Raw genomic sequence first — 16,150 nt, 5'->3', positions numbered from 1 at the left:
TATCAGCGCGTCATTGCGAGGCGCCCTTGCGCCGAAGCAATCCAGGGGCACGCGCGCAGCCCTGGATTGCCTCGCTGCGCTCGCAACGACGGAATCTCGCTCAGCTCTGCGACCGCCGGGCCATGAAGTTGTCGTAGCCGACCTCGGCGACCTGGAACCAGGAATAGCCCGCACCCGAATAGGCCGTGAGCGAGTCCAGCGCCTTCTTGAAGTTTGGATTGCCGGCGGCGACCTCGGCATGCAGCTCCTTGGCGGCCTTGAACGAGGCTTCCATGACCGGGGCCGGGAACGGATGCAGCTTGGCGCCGCCGGCGATCAGCTTGCGCAGCGCCAGCGGGTTGGCGGAATCGTACTTGGCCATCATCCAGTTGTTGGAGTAGTGGCCGGCCTGCTCGAGCAGCTTCTGATAGTGCTTGGGCAGCGCGTTCCACTTGTCGAGGTTGATCATGGCGAGCAGCATCGGCCCGCCCTCCCACCAGCCGGGGAAGTAGTAGTGCGGCGCGACCTTGTAGAGGCCGAGCTTCTCGTCGTCATAGGGACCGACCCATTCGGCGGCGTCGATCGTGCCCTTCTCCAGCGCCGGATAGATGTCGCCGCCGGCGATCTGCTGCGGCACCGCGCCGAGCTTCTGCAGCACCCGCCCGGCAAAACCGCCGATGCGGAATTTCATGCCGTTGAGATCGTCGACGGAGTTGACCTCCTTGCGGAACCAGCCGCCCATCTGGCAGCCGGTGTTGCCGGCCAGCAGCGAGGTGACGTTGTAGCTCTTGTAGAACTCGTTGAGGATCTCCTTGCCCCCGCCCATCAGGTACCAGGCCTGGTTGATGCGCATGTTCGGGCCGAACGGCACCGACGAGCCGAAGGTGAAGGTCGGGTCCTTGCCGAAATAATAGTAGGACGCGGTGTGGCCCATCTCGACGGTGCCGTTCTGCACGGCGTCGAGCACCTGCAGGCCGGGCACGATCTCGCCGGCGGCGAAGGTCTGGATCTGGAATTTGTTGTCGGTGGCCTCACCAATCATCTTGGCCATGATCTCGGCGCCGCCATGCAGCGTGTCGAGCGATTTCGGCCAGCTCGTGGTCATCCGCCATTTGATCTCCGGCATCGATTGCGCGATCGCGGGCGATGCGATCGCGGCGGCGCCTGCAGCGCCGAGCCCGGTGACCTTGATGAAGTCTCTCCGCTTCATGCTCTTTCCTCCCTTGTGGTGATTGTGTTCGTTTCCTGGGCAGCCTTCTTGCGAGGCTTAGTTCCAGTGTGGATCAAAGTGCGTCGGAGTGCCATTGCAAAACGATGTCGCAATGCAACGCAAAAGCCCGGCCTCTTGCGAGGCCGGGCTCAATGTCTATCCGCCGATCAAAATGCTGAAGATCAGCCGCGGGTGCGCGAGCGGATCATGAAGCTGTCGTAGGTGTATTCGGCGACCTGCCACCACAGATATTCGTCCGAGCGGTAGGCCTGCATGGCATCGATCGACTTCTTGAAGTCGGGATTCTTGGCCGAGATCTCGCCCCAAAGCTCGTTGGTCGCCTTGAGACAGGCTTCGAGCACCTCGTTCGTGAAAGGACGCAACTGGGTGCCGCCGGCGACCAGGCGCTTCAGCGCCGACGGGTTCTGCATGTCGTAGCGCGCCGCCATCCAAGTGTTCGCGGCCATGGTCGCGTTGGTCAGGATCGCCTGGTAGCTCTTGGGCAGCGAATTCCACTTGTCCAGGTTGGTGTAGGCATGGACGGTCGGACCGCCTTCCCACCAACCCGGATAGTAGTAGTACTTGGCCACCTTCTGGAAGCCGAGCTTCTCGTCGTCATAGGGGCCGACCCACTCGGCCGCGTCGATGGTGCCCTTCTCCAGCGCCGGGTAGATGTCGCCACCGGCGAGCTGCTGCGGCACGACGCCGAGCTTCTGCAGCACCTGGCCGGCGATGCCGCCGATGCGGAATTTCAGGCCCGAGAGGTCGGCGGCGGTCTTGATCTCCTTGCGGAACCAACCGCCCATCTGGGTGCCGGTGTTGCCGCAGGGAAAGCCGATCACGCCGAACTTCTTGTAGAACTCGTTGGCGAGCTCGTTGCCGCCGCCCTGATACAGCCAGGAGTTCTGCTGCCGGGCATTGAGGCCGAACGGCACCGAAGCGAAGATCGCGAAGGTCGGGTCCTTGCCGACGTAGTAATACGACACCGTGTGGCACATCTCGACGGTGCCGTTGGCGGTCGCGTCCAGCGCCTGCAGGCCGGGAACGATTTCGCCGGCCGCGAACACCTGGATCTGGAACTTGTTGTCGGTCATTTCGGCGACGTACTTGGCCAGCTCGGTGGCGCCGCCATAGATCGTGTCGAGCGACTTCGGGAAGCTCGAGGTCAACCGCCACTTGATCTCGGGCGACGACTGCGCGATCGCCGGCGAGGCGATGGCCCCCGTCGCCGCGGCACCGGCGGCCGAAACCTTCAGAAAATCACGACGCTTCATATTAGGGCATCTCCTTGTTGGGGGCGTTTCCCGTTGAAAAAGCATTTATCCGCCGATGCGATTGGCCGCACACGGTCGAAGGCGATCCGGGCCGGGCTTTAGCACGGAACCGGTTAAGCGAAAACGCGACGTTGGAATGACAAACGGTCCAATAGTCGCACGCGCTTCGCTGCAGTGCATCAAGCAGCGGCGATGGCGTCCTTGAGCTGATCCCGCACCGACGCGGCGATGCTCCGGTAGATCGCCGCGTGCGGACCGTTCGGCTCGCTCTCGACCACCGGGTTGCCGGCGTCCGACGTCGAGCGGATGTCCATGTGCAACGGGATCTCGCCGAGGAACGGCACGCCGAGCCGCTCGGCCTCGTGGCGCGCGCCGCCATGACCGAAGATGTCGGACCGGGTGCCGCATTGCGGGCACTGGAAGTAGCTCATGTTCTCGATGATACCGAGCACGGGCACGTTGACCTTGCGGAACATCGCAAGCCCGCGGCGGGCGTCGATCAGCGACAGGTCCTGCGGCGTCGACACGATCACGGCGCCCTTCAGCGGCACATTCTGCGCCAGAGTCAGCTGGGCATCGCCGGTGCCCGGTGGCATGTCGACGACGAGCACGTCGAGCGTACCCCAGGCGACGTCGCGCAGCATCTGGTTGATCGCCGACATCACCATCGGGCCGCGCCAGATCATCGGGCTGTCCTCGTCGACGAGAAAGCCGATCGACATGATCGACAGGCCGAACCGCGACAGCGGAATCATCTTCTTGTCGTCGGTGAGCTTGGGCTTTTCCTGCAAGCCGGTCAGCCGCGGCACCGAGGGGCCGTAGATGTCGGCGTCGAGCAGCCCGACCTTGAGGCCGAGGTCGCGCAGGCCCAGCGCGAGATTGATCGCGGTGGTCGACTTGCCGACACCGCCCTTGCCGGAGGCGACGGCGATGACGGCAGCGATACCCGGGATCGGAGCCTGCCGGGACATCGGCGAGTCGGCCGGATGCTGGTGCTGATGCGGACGATGCGCCGCGACCGGCTGCACGCCGCCCTGCCGCGGCGGCGGGGCGACAGCGCCCGCCTTGCGCTCGGCGGTCAGCGCTATCATCGCCATGGTCACGCCGGGAATGGCGCGCACGGCGGCTTCGGCTTTCGCGCGAGTGTCTTCCCAGGCGCGGGCCTCGCTGGCCTCGACATTGATCGAGAAGAACACCTTGCCGTCATTGGCGGTGATCGGCGACAGCACGCCGGCGTCCGGCAGCGCCACGCCGCGCGGCGAGCGGACCCGCTTGAGTGCCTCGATAACCTGCTGCTGCGTCACGCTCACGGCGCGTCTCCTGAAGAAGTTCAGAACGCGCCACATCGTCGCGCCCTATCCTGTTGACCGGACATGATCTTCCGTCGTCCGCGACGGGACCGCCCCGGCCCTGCGTTGCGCTGCTTCATAAGGCTGGCCGGCTCAAAACGCCACCATGGTTCCGATGTCGGATGCGGTCTCCACCGGCGCATCCTCGGCCTGCTCCTTGGCCGCCTCGTAATTCAGCTCGATCGTCACGCCGTTGGGGTCGCGCACGAAGATCTGCCACAGCTCCCCGCCCGGCACCTGCCGCGCCTCGAACGGCATGCCCTTGGCGGCGAGCCGCGCCTTCATGCCGGCAAAGCCGCGGCTGACGAAGGCGACGTGGTGGACGACGCCGGAATCCGGCTTCTGTGCCTCGGATGTCGGCGAGATGTCGACGAGGTGCACCACCGGCCGGCCCTCGCTGTACATCCAGGCGCCAGGAAAGGCGAAGTTCGGCCGGGCGCCGTTCTCGAGCCCGAGCACGTCTTCATAGAAGCGCACCGTCTCGGCGAGGTTGCGGGTCCGGATGTTGAAATGATCGAGCACGCCGACGCTGACGCCCATGCGAGACACTCCCTGGCTGGTTCGTTGGTTGACTGGATTTCGTTGCCGGATGACGGCTTTGCAAGCCGTCATGATGATGCCTCTTTAGCACGGGCGGACGTTTTCGCATCCGTCACGAAGCCGTTGCCCCTGTTTCGCAAGCGGCTATGGTGCGGCGTCCAGCGCCGCCGCCGGAACCCGGCCGGCCGCTGATGTTTTCCGTCAAGAACGGCCCGGCCCTCTCAAGGCTGTCGGCAGAACCCCAAGGTCAAGGTAGCTCATATGGCTAAAGTCGCTTTCATCGGTCTCGGCGTCATGGGTTTCCCCATGGCAGGACATCTCGTGAAGAAGGGTGGTCACGAGGTCACGGTCTACAACCGTACCGCGGCCAAGGCGAAGGAATGGGCTGACAAGTTCGGCGGCAAGACCGCCGCGACGCCGAAACAGGCCGCCGAGGGCCAGGACTTCGTGATGTGCTGCGTCGGCAACGACAACGATCTGCGCGCGGTGACCATCGGCCCGGACGGCGCTTTCGCCGGCATGACCAAGGGCGCGACCTTCGTTGACCACACCACGGCCTCGGCTGAAGTGGCACGTGAGCTCGATGCCGCAGCCACCAAGGCCGGCTTCAAATTCATCGACGCGCCGGTGTCCGGCGGCCAGGCCGGCGCGGAGAACGGCGTGCTGACGGTGATGTGCGGCGGCACCGCGGACGCCTATGCGGGCGCCGAGCCGGTAATCGCGGCCTATGCCCGGATGTGCAAGCTGCTGGGACCGGCGGGCTCCGGCCAGCTCACCAAGATGGTCAACCAGATCTGCATCGCCGGCCTCGTGCAGGGCCTGTCCGAGGGCATCCATTTCGCGAAGAAGTCGGGCTTGGACGTGCCCGCCGTGATCGAGACCATCTCCAAGGGCGCCGCCCAGTCCTGGCAGATGGAGAACCGCTACAAGACCATGAACGACGGCAAATACGACTTTGGTTTTGCGGTGGAATGGATGCGCAAGGACCTGTCGATCTGCCTCAGCGAAGCGCGCCGCAACGGCGCCCATCTGCCGGTGACCGCGCTGGTCGACCAGTTCTATTCCGAGGTCGAGAAGCTCGGCGGCAAGCGCTGGGACACGTCGAGCCTGCTGGCCCGCCTGGAGAAGTAATCCGCGATCGCGATCCGATGAACGTGCCGCCGCGCGCTTCGAGCGGCGGCACGTCTATTTCTGTCCCGTGACGACCAACTGGCTCGTCACCGCCGTCGGCCGGGACCTCGCGCGCCCTGTCTGACCCGTATCAGCCGGCGCCATTGCGCACCCTCCGACTCGCTGATACCCGTTGCAATCGCCAATCGTTCGCATGTGTTGCCGAACGGACAGGCTTGACCAGAAGAGAAGATATGTAATGTTATAACATTACATACCTAGTGTTCTGCGTTAGCTCTCGTCCCGGTCACAAGAGCGCTGGAGGGGGCGCGGACACCGGCATGGCCGGACCGCGTGGGGGAATCGGAATGAGCATGCGAGACGTCCAGGGTTTGATTGCGTTGGCGGGGCTTGTTGCGGCGGTCTTCTGCGCGGCCGTTCCGCTGGCCCATGCGCAGCAGACAGCAAATCCTGGCGTGAGGCCGGCGGCCGACACGCTGCTGCCAGACGTCACCGTCGATGCGCCGCGCCAGCGACAGGCTGCCGACCGTTCGCCGTCACCGGTCAGAACAGCCAGCGGGACGGTACACCCCATGCCCCGAGGGACAGCGACGCCACCGCCGGCAGTCGCGCCATCGCCCCACGTCTCCGCCTCCCCAGCGGCGACGCCGCTCAACGGCAATGCGGCTCCGGCGGTCGGCGGCCGGCTGGGCCTGATCGCGCGCGAGGCGCCGGCATCGATCGAGGTCGTGGGTGCAGCGACGCTGCGCGAGCAGGGCTATCACACCACCGTCGATGCGGTGAAAGGCGCCACCGGCGTCAGCGCCGGCGATGCCCCGAACGACGTCGGCTTTGCCATGCGCGGCTTCCAGGGCAACCAAGTCAACGTCCTCTACAACGGCATCAACATCGGGCCGACCGGCTTCACCGCGCTGACGATGGAGACGTTCAACCTCGACCGGGTCGAGTTTCTCAAAGGCCCCTCCTCGCTGATCTCCGGCCAGGGCGCGGTCGGCGGCACCATCAACTTCGCGACCAAGGCGCCGCACACCGGACCGGTCCAGAACGAGGCTTTCATAGGCTTCGACCAGCGCGGCACGTTCCGCAGCGGCTTTGGCTCCGGCGGCAGCACCGCGATCGAGGGCCTGGACTATCGCTTCGATATCAGCCGAACGAAAGAGGTCGGCTTCATCGACGACACCGAGTTCAAGAACGTCCATGTCTCGGGCCAGCTCGACTACCGCCTGTCCGACAGTTTCAAGACCTTCTTTGCCGCCGAGTTCAAGGACTACAAGGCCAAGCCCTACGAAGGCACGCCGCTGGTGCCGGTCACCTACAGCGGCGCGAACGCGACCAGCGGCATCGTGTCGGGCACCAAGATATCCGCCTACAACGGCAGCGATCTCGGCGCCGTCACGATCGACGGCCGCACGCTGTCGACCAACTACAACGTCGTCGACGGCCACAAGACGATCAAGGAGTCCTGGGTGCGCAGCGGGTTCGAATGGGACCTCAGCAACGACGTCAAGCTGCGCAGCCAGATCTACAACTACAATGCCAGCCGCGACTGGTACAACAACGAGGTCTCGGCGTTCAACGCGACCACCAACACGGTCGATCGCGAGCGCTTCTTCGTCCACCACAACCATAACATGGTCGGCAACACCACCGACATGACCTGGAACGGCAGCATCTTCGGCCCTTCCAACCGTCTCGTCACCTCGATCGAGAGCTCCCATACCGACTTCACGCGGCCCGGCGCGGCGAACTTTCCCGGTGACTCGGTCCCCCTGGTCGGCTTCGACCGCGGTGTTTATGGCCAGCTCGGAACGCAGTTGCAGACCGCCACGATCGACAGCGTCACCCTGAACCTCGAGGACCGGCTGAAGCTCACCGACACGTTCGCCCTGGTCGGCGGCCTGCGCTACAATCCGTTCACGCTCGATCGCAACTCGATCGACAGGAATGGCGCGGTGAAAAGTGGCTTCCCCTATTCGAAGAGCTGGCAGCCGGTCACCGGCCGCATCGGCTACACGTGGGAGGCGCTACCCGGCACCACCTTCTACAGCCAATATGCGACGGCCACCGACATCTCGGCCGACAGCATCTTTATCGTGAGTCCGACGCAGAACCTCGCGCTGTCCGACTCCCGCAGCTACGAGACCGGCGTCAAGCAGCTGCTGTGGAACGGGCGCGCGGAGTGGACCTTCTCGGCCTTCGACATCGCGCGCAACAACGTCTACAGCGCCCAGGCCGGCCAGCAGCTCAACCTCGCCGGCAAGGTGAAATCGCAGGGCATCGAGGTCGCGGCCGCCGTGCGGCCGACGCCGGAGAGCAAGCTATGGGGCAACGTCGCCTATGTCCGCGCCCGCTATGCCGACTATGATCTCGCGGGCGGCGGCTCGTTCTCGGGCAACACGCCGCCCAACATTCCCGCCATCATCGTCAATGGTGGCGGCTCCTACCGCTTCCTCAATCCCGGCTGGTGGCCGGTCGAGCTCGGCTTCTCGGTGCGCCATGTCGGCGATCGATGGAGCACCGATGCCAACACGGTGAAGCTAAACGCCTACACCACCGCCGACCTGTTCGCCTTCGTCGATCTGCCGAAGGTGCCGATGTTCGCCACCGCGACCAGCACGCGCCTCGCCTTGCGCATCCGCAACGTCACCGACAGGCGCTACGCGGCCTGGAGCGATCCGTTCTATCCCGACCAGATCTTCCTCGGCGCGCCGCGCACCTACGAGGTCGAGGCCTCGTTCAAGTTCTGATGACAGCATGATCCAGGCGCTGATCCTCATGCACCGCTGGTTGAGCATCCCGCTCGGTCCGCTGTTCGTGCTGTGGTTCGCGACCGGGATCGTGATGCACTACGTGCCATTCCCGGCGCAGACCGAGAGCGAGCGCTTCGCCGCGCTGCCGGTGCTCGACATCGCCGTGTCGCTGCGCAGTCCCGCGGAGGCCCTCGCCGCTGGTGGCATCGATCATCCCGCCCGCATCCGGCTGTTTCAACGCGTGGATGGTCCGGTCTATGTCATCTCGGCCGCCGGCCGCAGCGCGGCCTTTCATGCCGACACGCTGGCCGCAGCCGACGTGAACGAGCCCGGTCTCGCACTGTCGGTGGCACGCGCAACAGCCCAGCAACGCGGGCTCGAGGCCGATCGCGCCGCCATCGCGGCGCTGGACAGCTACGATCAATGGACGGTGCCGAACCGGTTCGATGTGCATCGTCCGCTGCACCGGATCGCGCTCCACGATCCCGACGGGACCGAGCTGTACGTGTCGTCGAAGACCGGCGAGGTCGTGCTCGACACGACACGCTTCGAACGCGCCTGGAACTACGTCGGCAGCGTTGTCCATTGGATCTATCCAACCGTCCTGCGCAAGGACTGGGCGGCCTGGAACATCATCGTGTGGTGGCTATCGCTCGCGGCCGTCATCGCCGCCGTGACCGGCGCCCTGCTCGGTCCGATGAGGCTGCGACCTCGCGAGGCGCGGCTGTGCTCGCGCTACCGCGGCTGGCACCTGTGGCATCATTGGGCTGGTCTGCTCTGCATGCAGTTCGTGCTGACCTGGATGGTCAGCGGTTGGCTGTCGATGGACCATGGCAGGCTGTTCGCGACCGGCCATCTGACGCCGTCCGAGGAAGCCATCCTGGTCGGCACACCGGATTGGAGCCGCCTGACTGCGGTTGCACTCACGGCGGTGCATGGCGAGGCTCGCGAGATCGAGTGGTTCGCCTTCGGCGGCCGCCTCCATCAGCGCACCCGGCGAGCGCCGGGCCAGCAGCAGATTTCGGTGCTGGACGGCGCTTCGGCAAGGATCATCGGACGCTTCCTGCAGCCGGCCGACGTCAATGCCGCAACGTCCCGCCTGGGCCACGATTGCGCGCGCTCGACCGAAGTCGAGCCGGGCGACGACTATCCGTTCGTCTCCGATGTGCCGGGCGCGCCGGTCCATCGCGTGATCTGCGGCGACACCTGGTATCATGTCGACGCCGCCTCCGGCGCGGTGCTCGAGAAGCTCGATCCGTCCCGACGCGCCTATCGGTGGCTCTATCAGGCGCTGCACACGCTCGACTTTCCGGCCCTGCTCGCCCATGCGGCGCTGCGCACGGTTCTCATCGTCGGCCTTTGCGCGATCGGCCTCGTCTTCAGCATCACGGGCGTGGTGATCGGCTGGCGCCGCCTGCGAATGAAGCTCCGCTGAGCCTCGCACAATGGTTAATTTAACGCGCGGTTAACGCAAATTTTTCGTTGTCTATAATCCGTCTTAAGGATTTGGGCCCAGTTATAGACAATGCAGAAAGCAGCCCGTACCTCGCGGGCAGGATTTGTGTTGTTTGATGAGTAAACCCGCTGAAAAGCCTGAGGTCGTCGAGCTTCCGGCAGATCCGCCGGCGCTTGCACCGGCAAGCCAGCGCCGGGCCGCGCAGCAGCGGGTGCGCGAGGCGCGCGACCGGTTAACGTCGACATCGGGAACGCGTCCGGCCTTCGATCGCGAGCTGCTGCGCCAATACGCGCAGACCCGCATCTCCGCCTCCTACATCGTCGTGCTGCTGGTGGTCGCAACCGGCCTGATGCTGAGCGCCTGGCTCCATACGCTGGCGGCCGGCGCATGGACGGCCGGCGTGCTTTGCATCCATGCTGCGATCGTCCGCAACTGCTCGAACTTTCTCGCCGACCAGCCGTCGATGGCGGCGACGCGGCGCTGGCGCACGCGCTTCGTGCTGCTCGACCTGCTCTACGGCGTGTGCTGGATGGCGATCCTGATCCACCCCGCACTCGCGGCGGTGTCAGGCACGCTGATGATGTTCCTGATGCTGCTGGTGATCGCCGTCTCCAGCATGCTCGCTGCCAACCTGCCCGTCGCAGCCGTCGCGGTCACCGCACCGGTCACGGTCGCGATCACCCTCAGCCTCGTGCTGTCGGGCACGTTCGACAATTACCTGCTGGCCGGATTCGCGGTCGCAGCAGAAGGCTATTTCGTGCTGCTCGCCCATCAGCTGCATTCGACCACGCTCGCCACGCTCGAAGCACGCGCCGAGAAGGACGCCCTGATCGGCGAGCTCGAGCAGGCCAAAGCGATCTCCGACGAGGCGCGCTACCGGGCAGAAGCGGCCAACGTTGCCAAGTCGCGCTTCCTCGCGCAGATGAGTCACGAGCTGCGCACGCCGCTGAACGCCATCCTCGGCTTTTCCGAGGTGATGAAGAGCGAGATCTTCGGAACGCACGCGGTGCCGGTCTACAAGGAATATTCGGCCGACATCCACAATTCCGGCGTCCACCTGCTCAACCTGATCAACGAGATCCTCGATCTCTCGCGCATCGAGGCCGGCCGCTACGAGCTCAACGAGGAAGCCGTGGCGCTCGTGCACGTGATCGCCGACTGCCATCATCTCCTGAAGCTGCGCGCCACGAGCCGCGGCATCACCATTCACGAGGTGTTCGAGCGGAAGATGCCGCGGCTGTGGGCGGACGAGCGCGCGATCCGCCAGGTCGTGCTCAACCTGCTCTCCAACGCCATCAAGTTCACGCCGCAGGGCGGCGACATCTGGCTCAAGGCCGGCTGGACAGCCTCGGGCGGGCAATATCTCAGCGTCAAGGACACCGGCTCGGGCATCCCCGAGAACGAGATTCCGATCGTGCTCGCCTCGTTCGGCCAGGGCTCCAACTCGATCAAGTCGGCCGAACAGGGGGCCGGGCTCGGCCTGCCGATCGCCAAGAACCTGATCGAGATGCATGGCGGCACGTTCACGCTGAAATCGAAGGTCCGCATCGGCACCGAGGTGATCGTCACCTTCCCGCCGGAGCGGGTGATGTCGGCGCTCGCTCCGCTGTCGGACGAGGCCCCGCCATTGCAGCCGGAGCATGCGATCGCCCCCGCTAAGGAGAAGCGCCGGGTGCGCAAGCCGATCATGAATGCCGGAACGGGACTGTGAGATGATTGCACTTGCACGACAGTGGCAGAACCTTTCAAACTCGCTCCATGAGCCAGGATACGCCCTGCATCGCCGTCTGCATGATCGACCCGAAGACGAAGCTCTGCTTCGGTTGCGGACGCACGCTGCCGGAGATCGCCCGCTGGGGCCGCATGTCGCGCGACGAGCGGCTGGCGCTGATGGACGGGCTGCCGTCCCGCATGCACGACGCCGGCCTGCCCGCGCTGGCGCGTCGGCACGCCTGAGCGCCTCCGTGCCGACGGGAGGCGCGGCATGAACAAGATCGCGCTCGTTCTCGTCACCATGGTGCTCACCGCGGGCGCCGTGATCGTCTACAAGGATCCCGAGCAGGCGGCGCTCGCAAGCGACACCGTGTCGGAGGTTCTGCGCAGCCGCGTGCTCAGAGCCAAGGCGAGCCCTCCGACCAACGCGGTCGAGATCGAGCGCACCAGAGGCGGTGAGTTCGCGTTGCGCGCCAAGATCAACGGCGTCACCGCGCCGATGGTGGTCGACACCGGCGCCACATCGGTAGTTCTGACCTACGAGACCGCCAAGGCCGCAGGCCTGCCGCTCGAACTGCTCGCCTACGACGTCGACGTCGAGACCGCCGGCGGTCACACCAAGGCGGCGCGCCTGACCTTGGACCGGCTTGCGATCGGCAAACTGGTGGAACGCTCGGTTCCGGCCTTGGTAGTGCCGCACGGCCAGATGAAGACCAATTTGCTCGGCATGAGCTTCCTCGACCGGCTGGAGCGCTGGGAAGTGCGCTCCGACCGGCTGATGCTGCACGGCTTTCCCGACCGCAGCTGAGGCCCAGCGCCTCGTTGCAGCCCTGCCGGAGGAGAATGCGCTCGCGCGACAGACCGTCACCGAGTTGCTGCCGCCGGCCTGATCCGCTCAGGCGAGCGCCGCAACCGCCGGACGATCCTCGACCATTGCCACCGCCTCGCGCAGCACCTCGATGCCGGCGTCCGGCTTGACTCCACGTTCGGCAAGATGGCGGCGGAAGGCGCGCGCCCCCGGCACCGCATGATAGGCCCCGACGAGATGCCGCGTCATCGCGTGCAGCCGCGTGCCCTGCCCGAGCTGATGTTCGATATAAGGCTCCAGCGCCGCCAGCGCCTCTTGCATCGACAGATGCGGCGCGGCCTCACCGAACAGCATGGGATCGACATCGAGCAGCCGCCACGGCTCCTGATAGGCAGCTCGCCCGAGCATCACGCCATCGACATGCGCGAGATGACCTTGCGCAGCCTCGATGCTGCCGATGCCGCCATTGATGATGACCGGCACGTGCGGCAGCCTCGCCTTCAGCCGGTACACCCTGTCGTAGTCGAGCGGCGGGATGTCACGGTTCTCCTTCGGCGACAAGCCGTCCAGCCACGCCTTGCGCGCGTGCACGATCAGCGCGTCTGAGCCGCTGTCGACGACCGCATCCGCCAGCACATCAAGTGCGATTTCCGGATCCTGATCGTCGATGCCGATGCGGCACTTCACCGTGACGGGAATGCGAACGGCGCGCTTCATCGCGGCGACGCAGGCGGCGACGAGCGCAGGCTCGGCCATCAAACAGGCCCCGAAGCGGCCGTCCTTCACCCGGTCCGACGGGCAGCCGACGTTGAGATTGATCTCATCGTAGCCGAACTCCTCGCCGATCTTGGCTGACGTCGCGAGATCGCCGGGATCGGAGCCGCCGAGCTGCAGCGCCACCGGATGCTCGCTTCGATCGAAGCCGAGCAGCCGCTGGCGGTCGCCATGAATCACGGCGCCGGTGGTGACCATCTCGGTGTAGAGCAACGCCCGGCGCGACAGCAGCCGATGGAACACGCGGCAGTGCCGGTCGGTCCAATCCATCATCGGCGCCACGGAGAAGCGCCAAGCCGTTTGTTTTTCGATTTTTTTCTGTATATCAGTCATTTAAGCGTCGCACCGAAAGCATCCGATCATTGCCCATCCACACCGATTTCCGCCTATTTTGGCCCGTTTTCTGCCCCTAGGTACAACAATGTTGTACTGAAGAGATCCATGTTGTACCGGAATGCGGCAACTCTAGAGGCACCTAATGGGAACGATCACCGCTCGCAAGCGCAAAGACGGCACCACCGCCCATCTGGCCCAGGTCGTCATCAAGCGCGGCGGAGCTATCCTTCACCGGGAGGCCCGAACGTTCGACCGAAAGCAGGCCGCCGCGGCTTGGCTTGAGAGGCGGGAGAAAGAACTGACGGCTCCCGGGGGGCTCGATCAGGAAAAAGGTGTGGACCCTCCCCTCTCGGAAGTTATCGATCGCTATGTCTCTGAATCAAAAAAGGAGATCGGCCGGACCAAGGCGCAGGTGCTGAACGCCATCAAGAATTACGAGATTTCGCAACGAGGGTGCTCCACGATCGGCAGTGCCGACCTTGTGGAATTCGCCAATCATCTGGCGACCAAGGTCCAGCCTCAGACCGTGAGCAACTACCTCTCCCACCTTGCCGCCATTTTCGCAATCGCTCGACCGGCCTGGGGGTACCCGCTCGACCAGACTGCCATGAAGGACGCTTTCATCGTTGCGAAGCGATTGGGGCTCACGAGCAAGAGTCGCACGCGAGAGCGCCGCCCGACGTTGGCGGAGCTGGATCTCCTGATGCAGCACTTTGGAGAACGACGGCAAAGGCGCCCCTCCTCGGTCCCGATGCAGAAGGTTATTGCATTCGCAATCTTCTCAACACGGCGTCTTGAGGAAATTACCCGCGTGCGGAAATCGGACCTCGATGAGGCCGGCAGCAGGATTCTTGTGCGTGACATGAAGAACCCAGGCGAAAAGCTCGGCAACGATGTCTGGTGTGATCTTCCGGTTGAAGCTCTTCACGTCGCACAATCCATGCCATTAGACAGGGACGAGATATTTCCGTACACGACCGACGCAATCGGCATGGGATTCACTCGCGCGTGCCAACTCCTCGGCATCCTAGATCTGCATTTCCACGATCTCCGGCACGACGGGGTATCTCGGCTGTTCGAAATTGGCCGCAACGTTCCTCAGGTCGCAGCCGTCTCGGGCCACCGCTCCTGGTCAAGCCTAAAGCGCTACACGCATCTCCGTCAGACGGGGGACAAATATGAAGGTTGGAAGTGGCTGGAGGTCGCAACAGCCAAGTCCGTCTCCGGATGATTGTGGAGCAGCCGCTCTGGCGCGTCGGCAATCACCGACGCCGCGCGCCATCTTGGTGCCCAACCTGCGACACCGCCTTAGAGACCAGACGCCGATATCGCTGTTGAGTGGCTTATCGGTGCCGCCACCGGCGTGGGCCTCAACCCTGGAAAACCCCAGTTCAAACTGGCCAAATTTGGGGGGCACGTCACCGGTCAAAGCGTTGCAGCGGCCACAGCCAGGTAGAGCGCCGACGGTCGTAGCTGCGTAGAGTCGACGAGGAAGACGGTGCAGGGGCGTTGAACGTTCCTAACCGGTCTCAGCTAGGTCCGCTTGTCCCCCGACGACATATATCTCGTGACGGCCCAGTGGTGTCGTCTAGGGTGTTCATCGATCACCAGCCTTGGCGGTCCACCCAGTCAAGCCTAGCATGGCATCGATTTCCCTAAAGGAGACTTCCCGGTGCCGGGTCCGGCAAAAACGCCCGGTCCAACGAAAATGCGGAGCTCATCTATGGCGGCGCCAACGTTTGAGGAGACGCTCGAGGCCCTACTCTCTCTCGCGAGGTCGGACACGCCACTCTCACCGGCCCCCGTCGACGACTTGCTCGACCCTTACCTGGTCGGCTTCGGCGCCGAGACTCACACTCGCCGACAGGAGCTAGCGAAGGCTTTCGCGGAAAAGGCAGAGCCGACGCACAGGAGCGAGCTGATCCACAAGCGAATCATGCGTTCAGGCATCATCCCTTGATGTCCAAGAAGAGCTGATCGCGCCGTGCGATCGCTGACGCGCCGTTTCTTGTCTGCCCTGATTGACGGACATATTCCACGAGCTCGAAAACAAGCCGCGCGCGGGCGCGTATTTGGAAAGCGCCACCGAGACACTTCTGCAGCGGCAAGCCATCGATGGCCTGACTCGCCGAGCCCTACCATCTTCAATCCGCGCGACCATTGCTGCGGATTGACTTCTTGCAAGATCGCCGCCGCTATATGGGCTCATAGTGATATCGCCGATTGACCAAAACCCGCGCGGGAGCGCCAGCTTGGAAGGGTTTCGGCGCCTGAATGCTTTCAAGGCCCATTCGGACAAAAGGCACGTCAAATTGCTATTGAACCGCATTAGTTTTTCCGATTTGTCCGAACCGGCACGAGGCCTCATCGTCGCGCTCCCCCGCCTATTTAGGAGCTGAAGACCATCAGTCTGAGAGAACAAGCAGCTGTCGTGCAGCAGAGTTGACCACAGCCGGTCGCTACCGCAAATCTCGGATACTGACTGACGGTGAAATTGTTCGCCATTCTTCTCATCGCGACTCAGGACGCAAACCGGCCGACGGGCAGCCAAACCGATCTCGAAACACCTGCCGTGGTGCGGACACGTCGGAGGCAAGCGTTATGAATAAGATGAATGACTTATGAGCCATCACCGGCTATTCTCGCGCCTTGATCGCAAACGGGACTCAGCCAGCGGCACCCGTCCTGAACTCCGCTATCAGCTTCGCAGGAACTTGCCGCAGCTGCAGAGGAGTTGATGGCCAATTCTATGAGTGGCTAGCTGTGGAGCCTCAGGAGGTTGTCCTCGGTTAAACCGAGTCTGCTGATAGGCGGCTGGGAGTTTATGCCG

Annotated in this window: 12 protein-coding genes; 7 read left to right on the top strand and 5 right to left on the bottom strand. The window is 64.2% G+C overall.

Going from position 1 to position 16,150, the window contains the following annotated elements:
* Nucleotides 1–100: 100 nt before the first annotated feature.
* From QW868_RS19080 to QW868_RS19065, 4 genes are all read right to left on the bottom strand, one after another.
* A complete protein-coding gene (locus QW868_RS19080; RefSeq protein WP_315758965.1) occupies nt 101–1,189 on the bottom strand; it encodes an ABC transporter substrate-binding protein in 1,089 nt (362 codons plus the stop codon).
* A 182-nt stretch (nt 1,190–1,371) separates the two neighbouring features.
* Complete coding sequence (locus tag QW868_RS19075) at nt 1,372–2,508, bottom strand: TRAP transporter substrate-binding protein (protein ID WP_409997703.1); 1,137 nt, start codon at nt 2,506–2,508, stop codon at nt 1,372–1,374.
* A 134-nt stretch (nt 2,509–2,642) separates the two neighbouring features.
* Entirely contained in the window at nt 2,643–3,773 is a 1,131-nt protein-coding gene (locus QW868_RS19070) for an Mrp/NBP35 family ATP-binding protein (protein ID WP_316231207.1), read from the bottom strand.
* Between the two features lie 132 nt (nt 3,774–3,905).
* Nucleotides 3,906–4,352: a VOC family protein gene (locus QW868_RS19065; protein ID WP_316231206.1), complete on the bottom strand. Its 447-nt coding sequence runs from the start codon at nt 4,350–4,352 to the stop codon at nt 3,906–3,908.
* Nucleotides 4,353–4,613: 261 nt separating this feature from the next.
* Here QW868_RS19065 and QW868_RS19060 point away from each other — a divergent pair, with 261 nt between their 5' ends.
* The 6 genes from QW868_RS19060 (at nt 4,614) to QW868_RS19035 (ending at nt 12,210) form a co-directional block, all read left to right on the top strand.
* Nucleotides 4,614–5,483 carry an NAD(P)-dependent oxidoreductase gene (locus QW868_RS19060; protein WP_315739612.1) on the top strand — a complete coding sequence of 290 codons (870 nt, stop codon included), beginning with the start codon at nt 4,614–4,616 and terminating at the stop codon, nt 5,481–5,483.
* Nucleotides 5,484–5,830: 347 nt separating this feature from the next.
* Nucleotides 5,831–8,230: a TonB-dependent receptor gene (locus tag QW868_RS19055; protein ID WP_316231205.1), complete on the top strand. Its 2,400-nt coding sequence runs from the start codon at nt 5,831–5,833 to the stop codon at nt 8,228–8,230.
* Nucleotides 8,231–8,237: 7 nt separating this feature from the next.
* Entirely contained in the window at nt 8,238–9,668 is a 1,431-nt protein-coding gene (locus QW868_RS19050) for a PepSY domain-containing protein (RefSeq protein ID WP_316231204.1), read from the top strand.
* A gap of 136 nt (nt 9,669–9,804) precedes the next feature.
* Complete coding sequence (locus QW868_RS19045) at nt 9,805–11,400, top strand: HAMP domain-containing sensor histidine kinase (protein ID WP_315739609.1); 1,596 nt, start codon at nt 9,805–9,807, stop codon at nt 11,398–11,400.
* Between the two features lie 47 nt (nt 11,401–11,447).
* Nucleotides 11,448–11,645 (top strand): DUF1289 domain-containing protein, encoded by a 198-nt coding sequence (locus QW868_RS19040; RefSeq protein WP_315812271.1) that lies wholly within the window; start codon nt 11,448–11,450, stop codon nt 11,643–11,645.
* Between the two features lie 28 nt (nt 11,646–11,673).
* The gene (locus QW868_RS19035) at nt 11,674–12,210 is read left to right on the top strand and encodes a TIGR02281 family clan AA aspartic protease (RefSeq protein WP_315739607.1); all 537 of its coding nucleotides are present in this window, start codon (nt 11,674–11,676) and stop codon (nt 12,208–12,210) included.
* A gap of 87 nt (nt 12,211–12,297) precedes the next feature.
* Here the strand turns inward: QW868_RS19035 and dusA are convergent, their stop codons facing one another.
* Complete coding sequence (gene dusA, locus QW868_RS19030) at nt 12,298–13,317, bottom strand: tRNA dihydrouridine(20/20a) synthase DusA (protein ID WP_316231203.1); 1,020 nt, start codon at nt 13,315–13,317, stop codon at nt 12,298–12,300.
* A gap of 145 nt (nt 13,318–13,462) precedes the next feature.
* Here dusA and QW868_RS19025 point away from each other — a divergent pair, with 145 nt between their 5' ends.
* The gene (locus QW868_RS19025) at nt 13,463–14,551 is read left to right on the top strand and encodes a tyrosine-type recombinase/integrase (protein WP_316231202.1); all 1,089 of its coding nucleotides are present in this window, start codon (nt 13,463–13,465) and stop codon (nt 14,549–14,551) included.
* The last annotated feature ends 1,599 nt before the right edge of the window (nt 14,552–16,150 follow it).

The organism is Bradyrhizobium sp. SZCCHNR1051 (assembly GCF_032489615.1).
Taxonomy (GTDB): domain Bacteria; phylum Pseudomonadota; class Alphaproteobacteria; order Rhizobiales; family Xanthobacteraceae; genus Bradyrhizobium.
Note: the sequence above shows the minus strand (reverse complement) of the source record. Positions and strands in the feature narration are given on the sequence as shown.

What these genes read in the sequence shown, in the direction of transcription:
- QW868_RS19040 (WP_315812271.1), top strand. Translation starts at nt 11,448, where the DNA reads ATGAGCCAGGATACGCCCTGCATCGCCGTCTGCATGATCGACCCGAAG.
- QW868_RS19075 (WP_409997703.1), bottom strand. Translation starts at nt 2,508, where the DNA reads ATGCTTTTTCAACGGGAAACGCCCCCAACAAGGAGATGCCCTAATATG.
- QW868_RS19025 (WP_316231202.1), top strand. Translation starts at nt 13,463, where the DNA reads ATGGGAACGATCACCGCTCGCAAGCGCAAAGACGGCACCACCGCCCAT.
- dusA (WP_316231203.1), bottom strand. Translation starts at nt 13,317, where the DNA reads ATGACTGATATACAGAAAAAAATCGAAAAACAAACGGCTTGGCGCTTC.
- QW868_RS19065 (WP_316231206.1), bottom strand. Translation starts at nt 4,352, where the DNA reads ATGGGCGTCAGCGTCGGCGTGCTCGATCATTTCAACATCCGGACCCGC.
- QW868_RS19045 (WP_315739609.1), top strand. Translation starts at nt 9,805, where the DNA reads ATGAGTAAACCCGCTGAAAAGCCTGAGGTCGTCGAGCTTCCGGCAGAT.
- QW868_RS19035 (WP_315739607.1), top strand. Translation starts at nt 11,674, where the DNA reads ATGAACAAGATCGCGCTCGTTCTCGTCACCATGGTGCTCACCGCGGGC.
- QW868_RS19060 (WP_315739612.1), top strand. Translation starts at nt 4,614, where the DNA reads ATGGCTAAAGTCGCTTTCATCGGTCTCGGCGTCATGGGTTTCCCCATG.
- QW868_RS19050 (WP_316231204.1), top strand. Translation starts at nt 8,238, where the DNA reads ATGATCCAGGCGCTGATCCTCATGCACCGCTGGTTGAGCATCCCGCTC.
- QW868_RS19080 (WP_315758965.1), bottom strand. Translation starts at nt 1,189, where the DNA reads ATGAAGCGGAGAGACTTCATCAAGGTCACCGGGCTCGGCGCTGCAGGC.
- QW868_RS19055 (WP_316231205.1), top strand. Translation starts at nt 5,831, where the DNA reads ATGAGCATGCGAGACGTCCAGGGTTTGATTGCGTTGGCGGGGCTTGTT.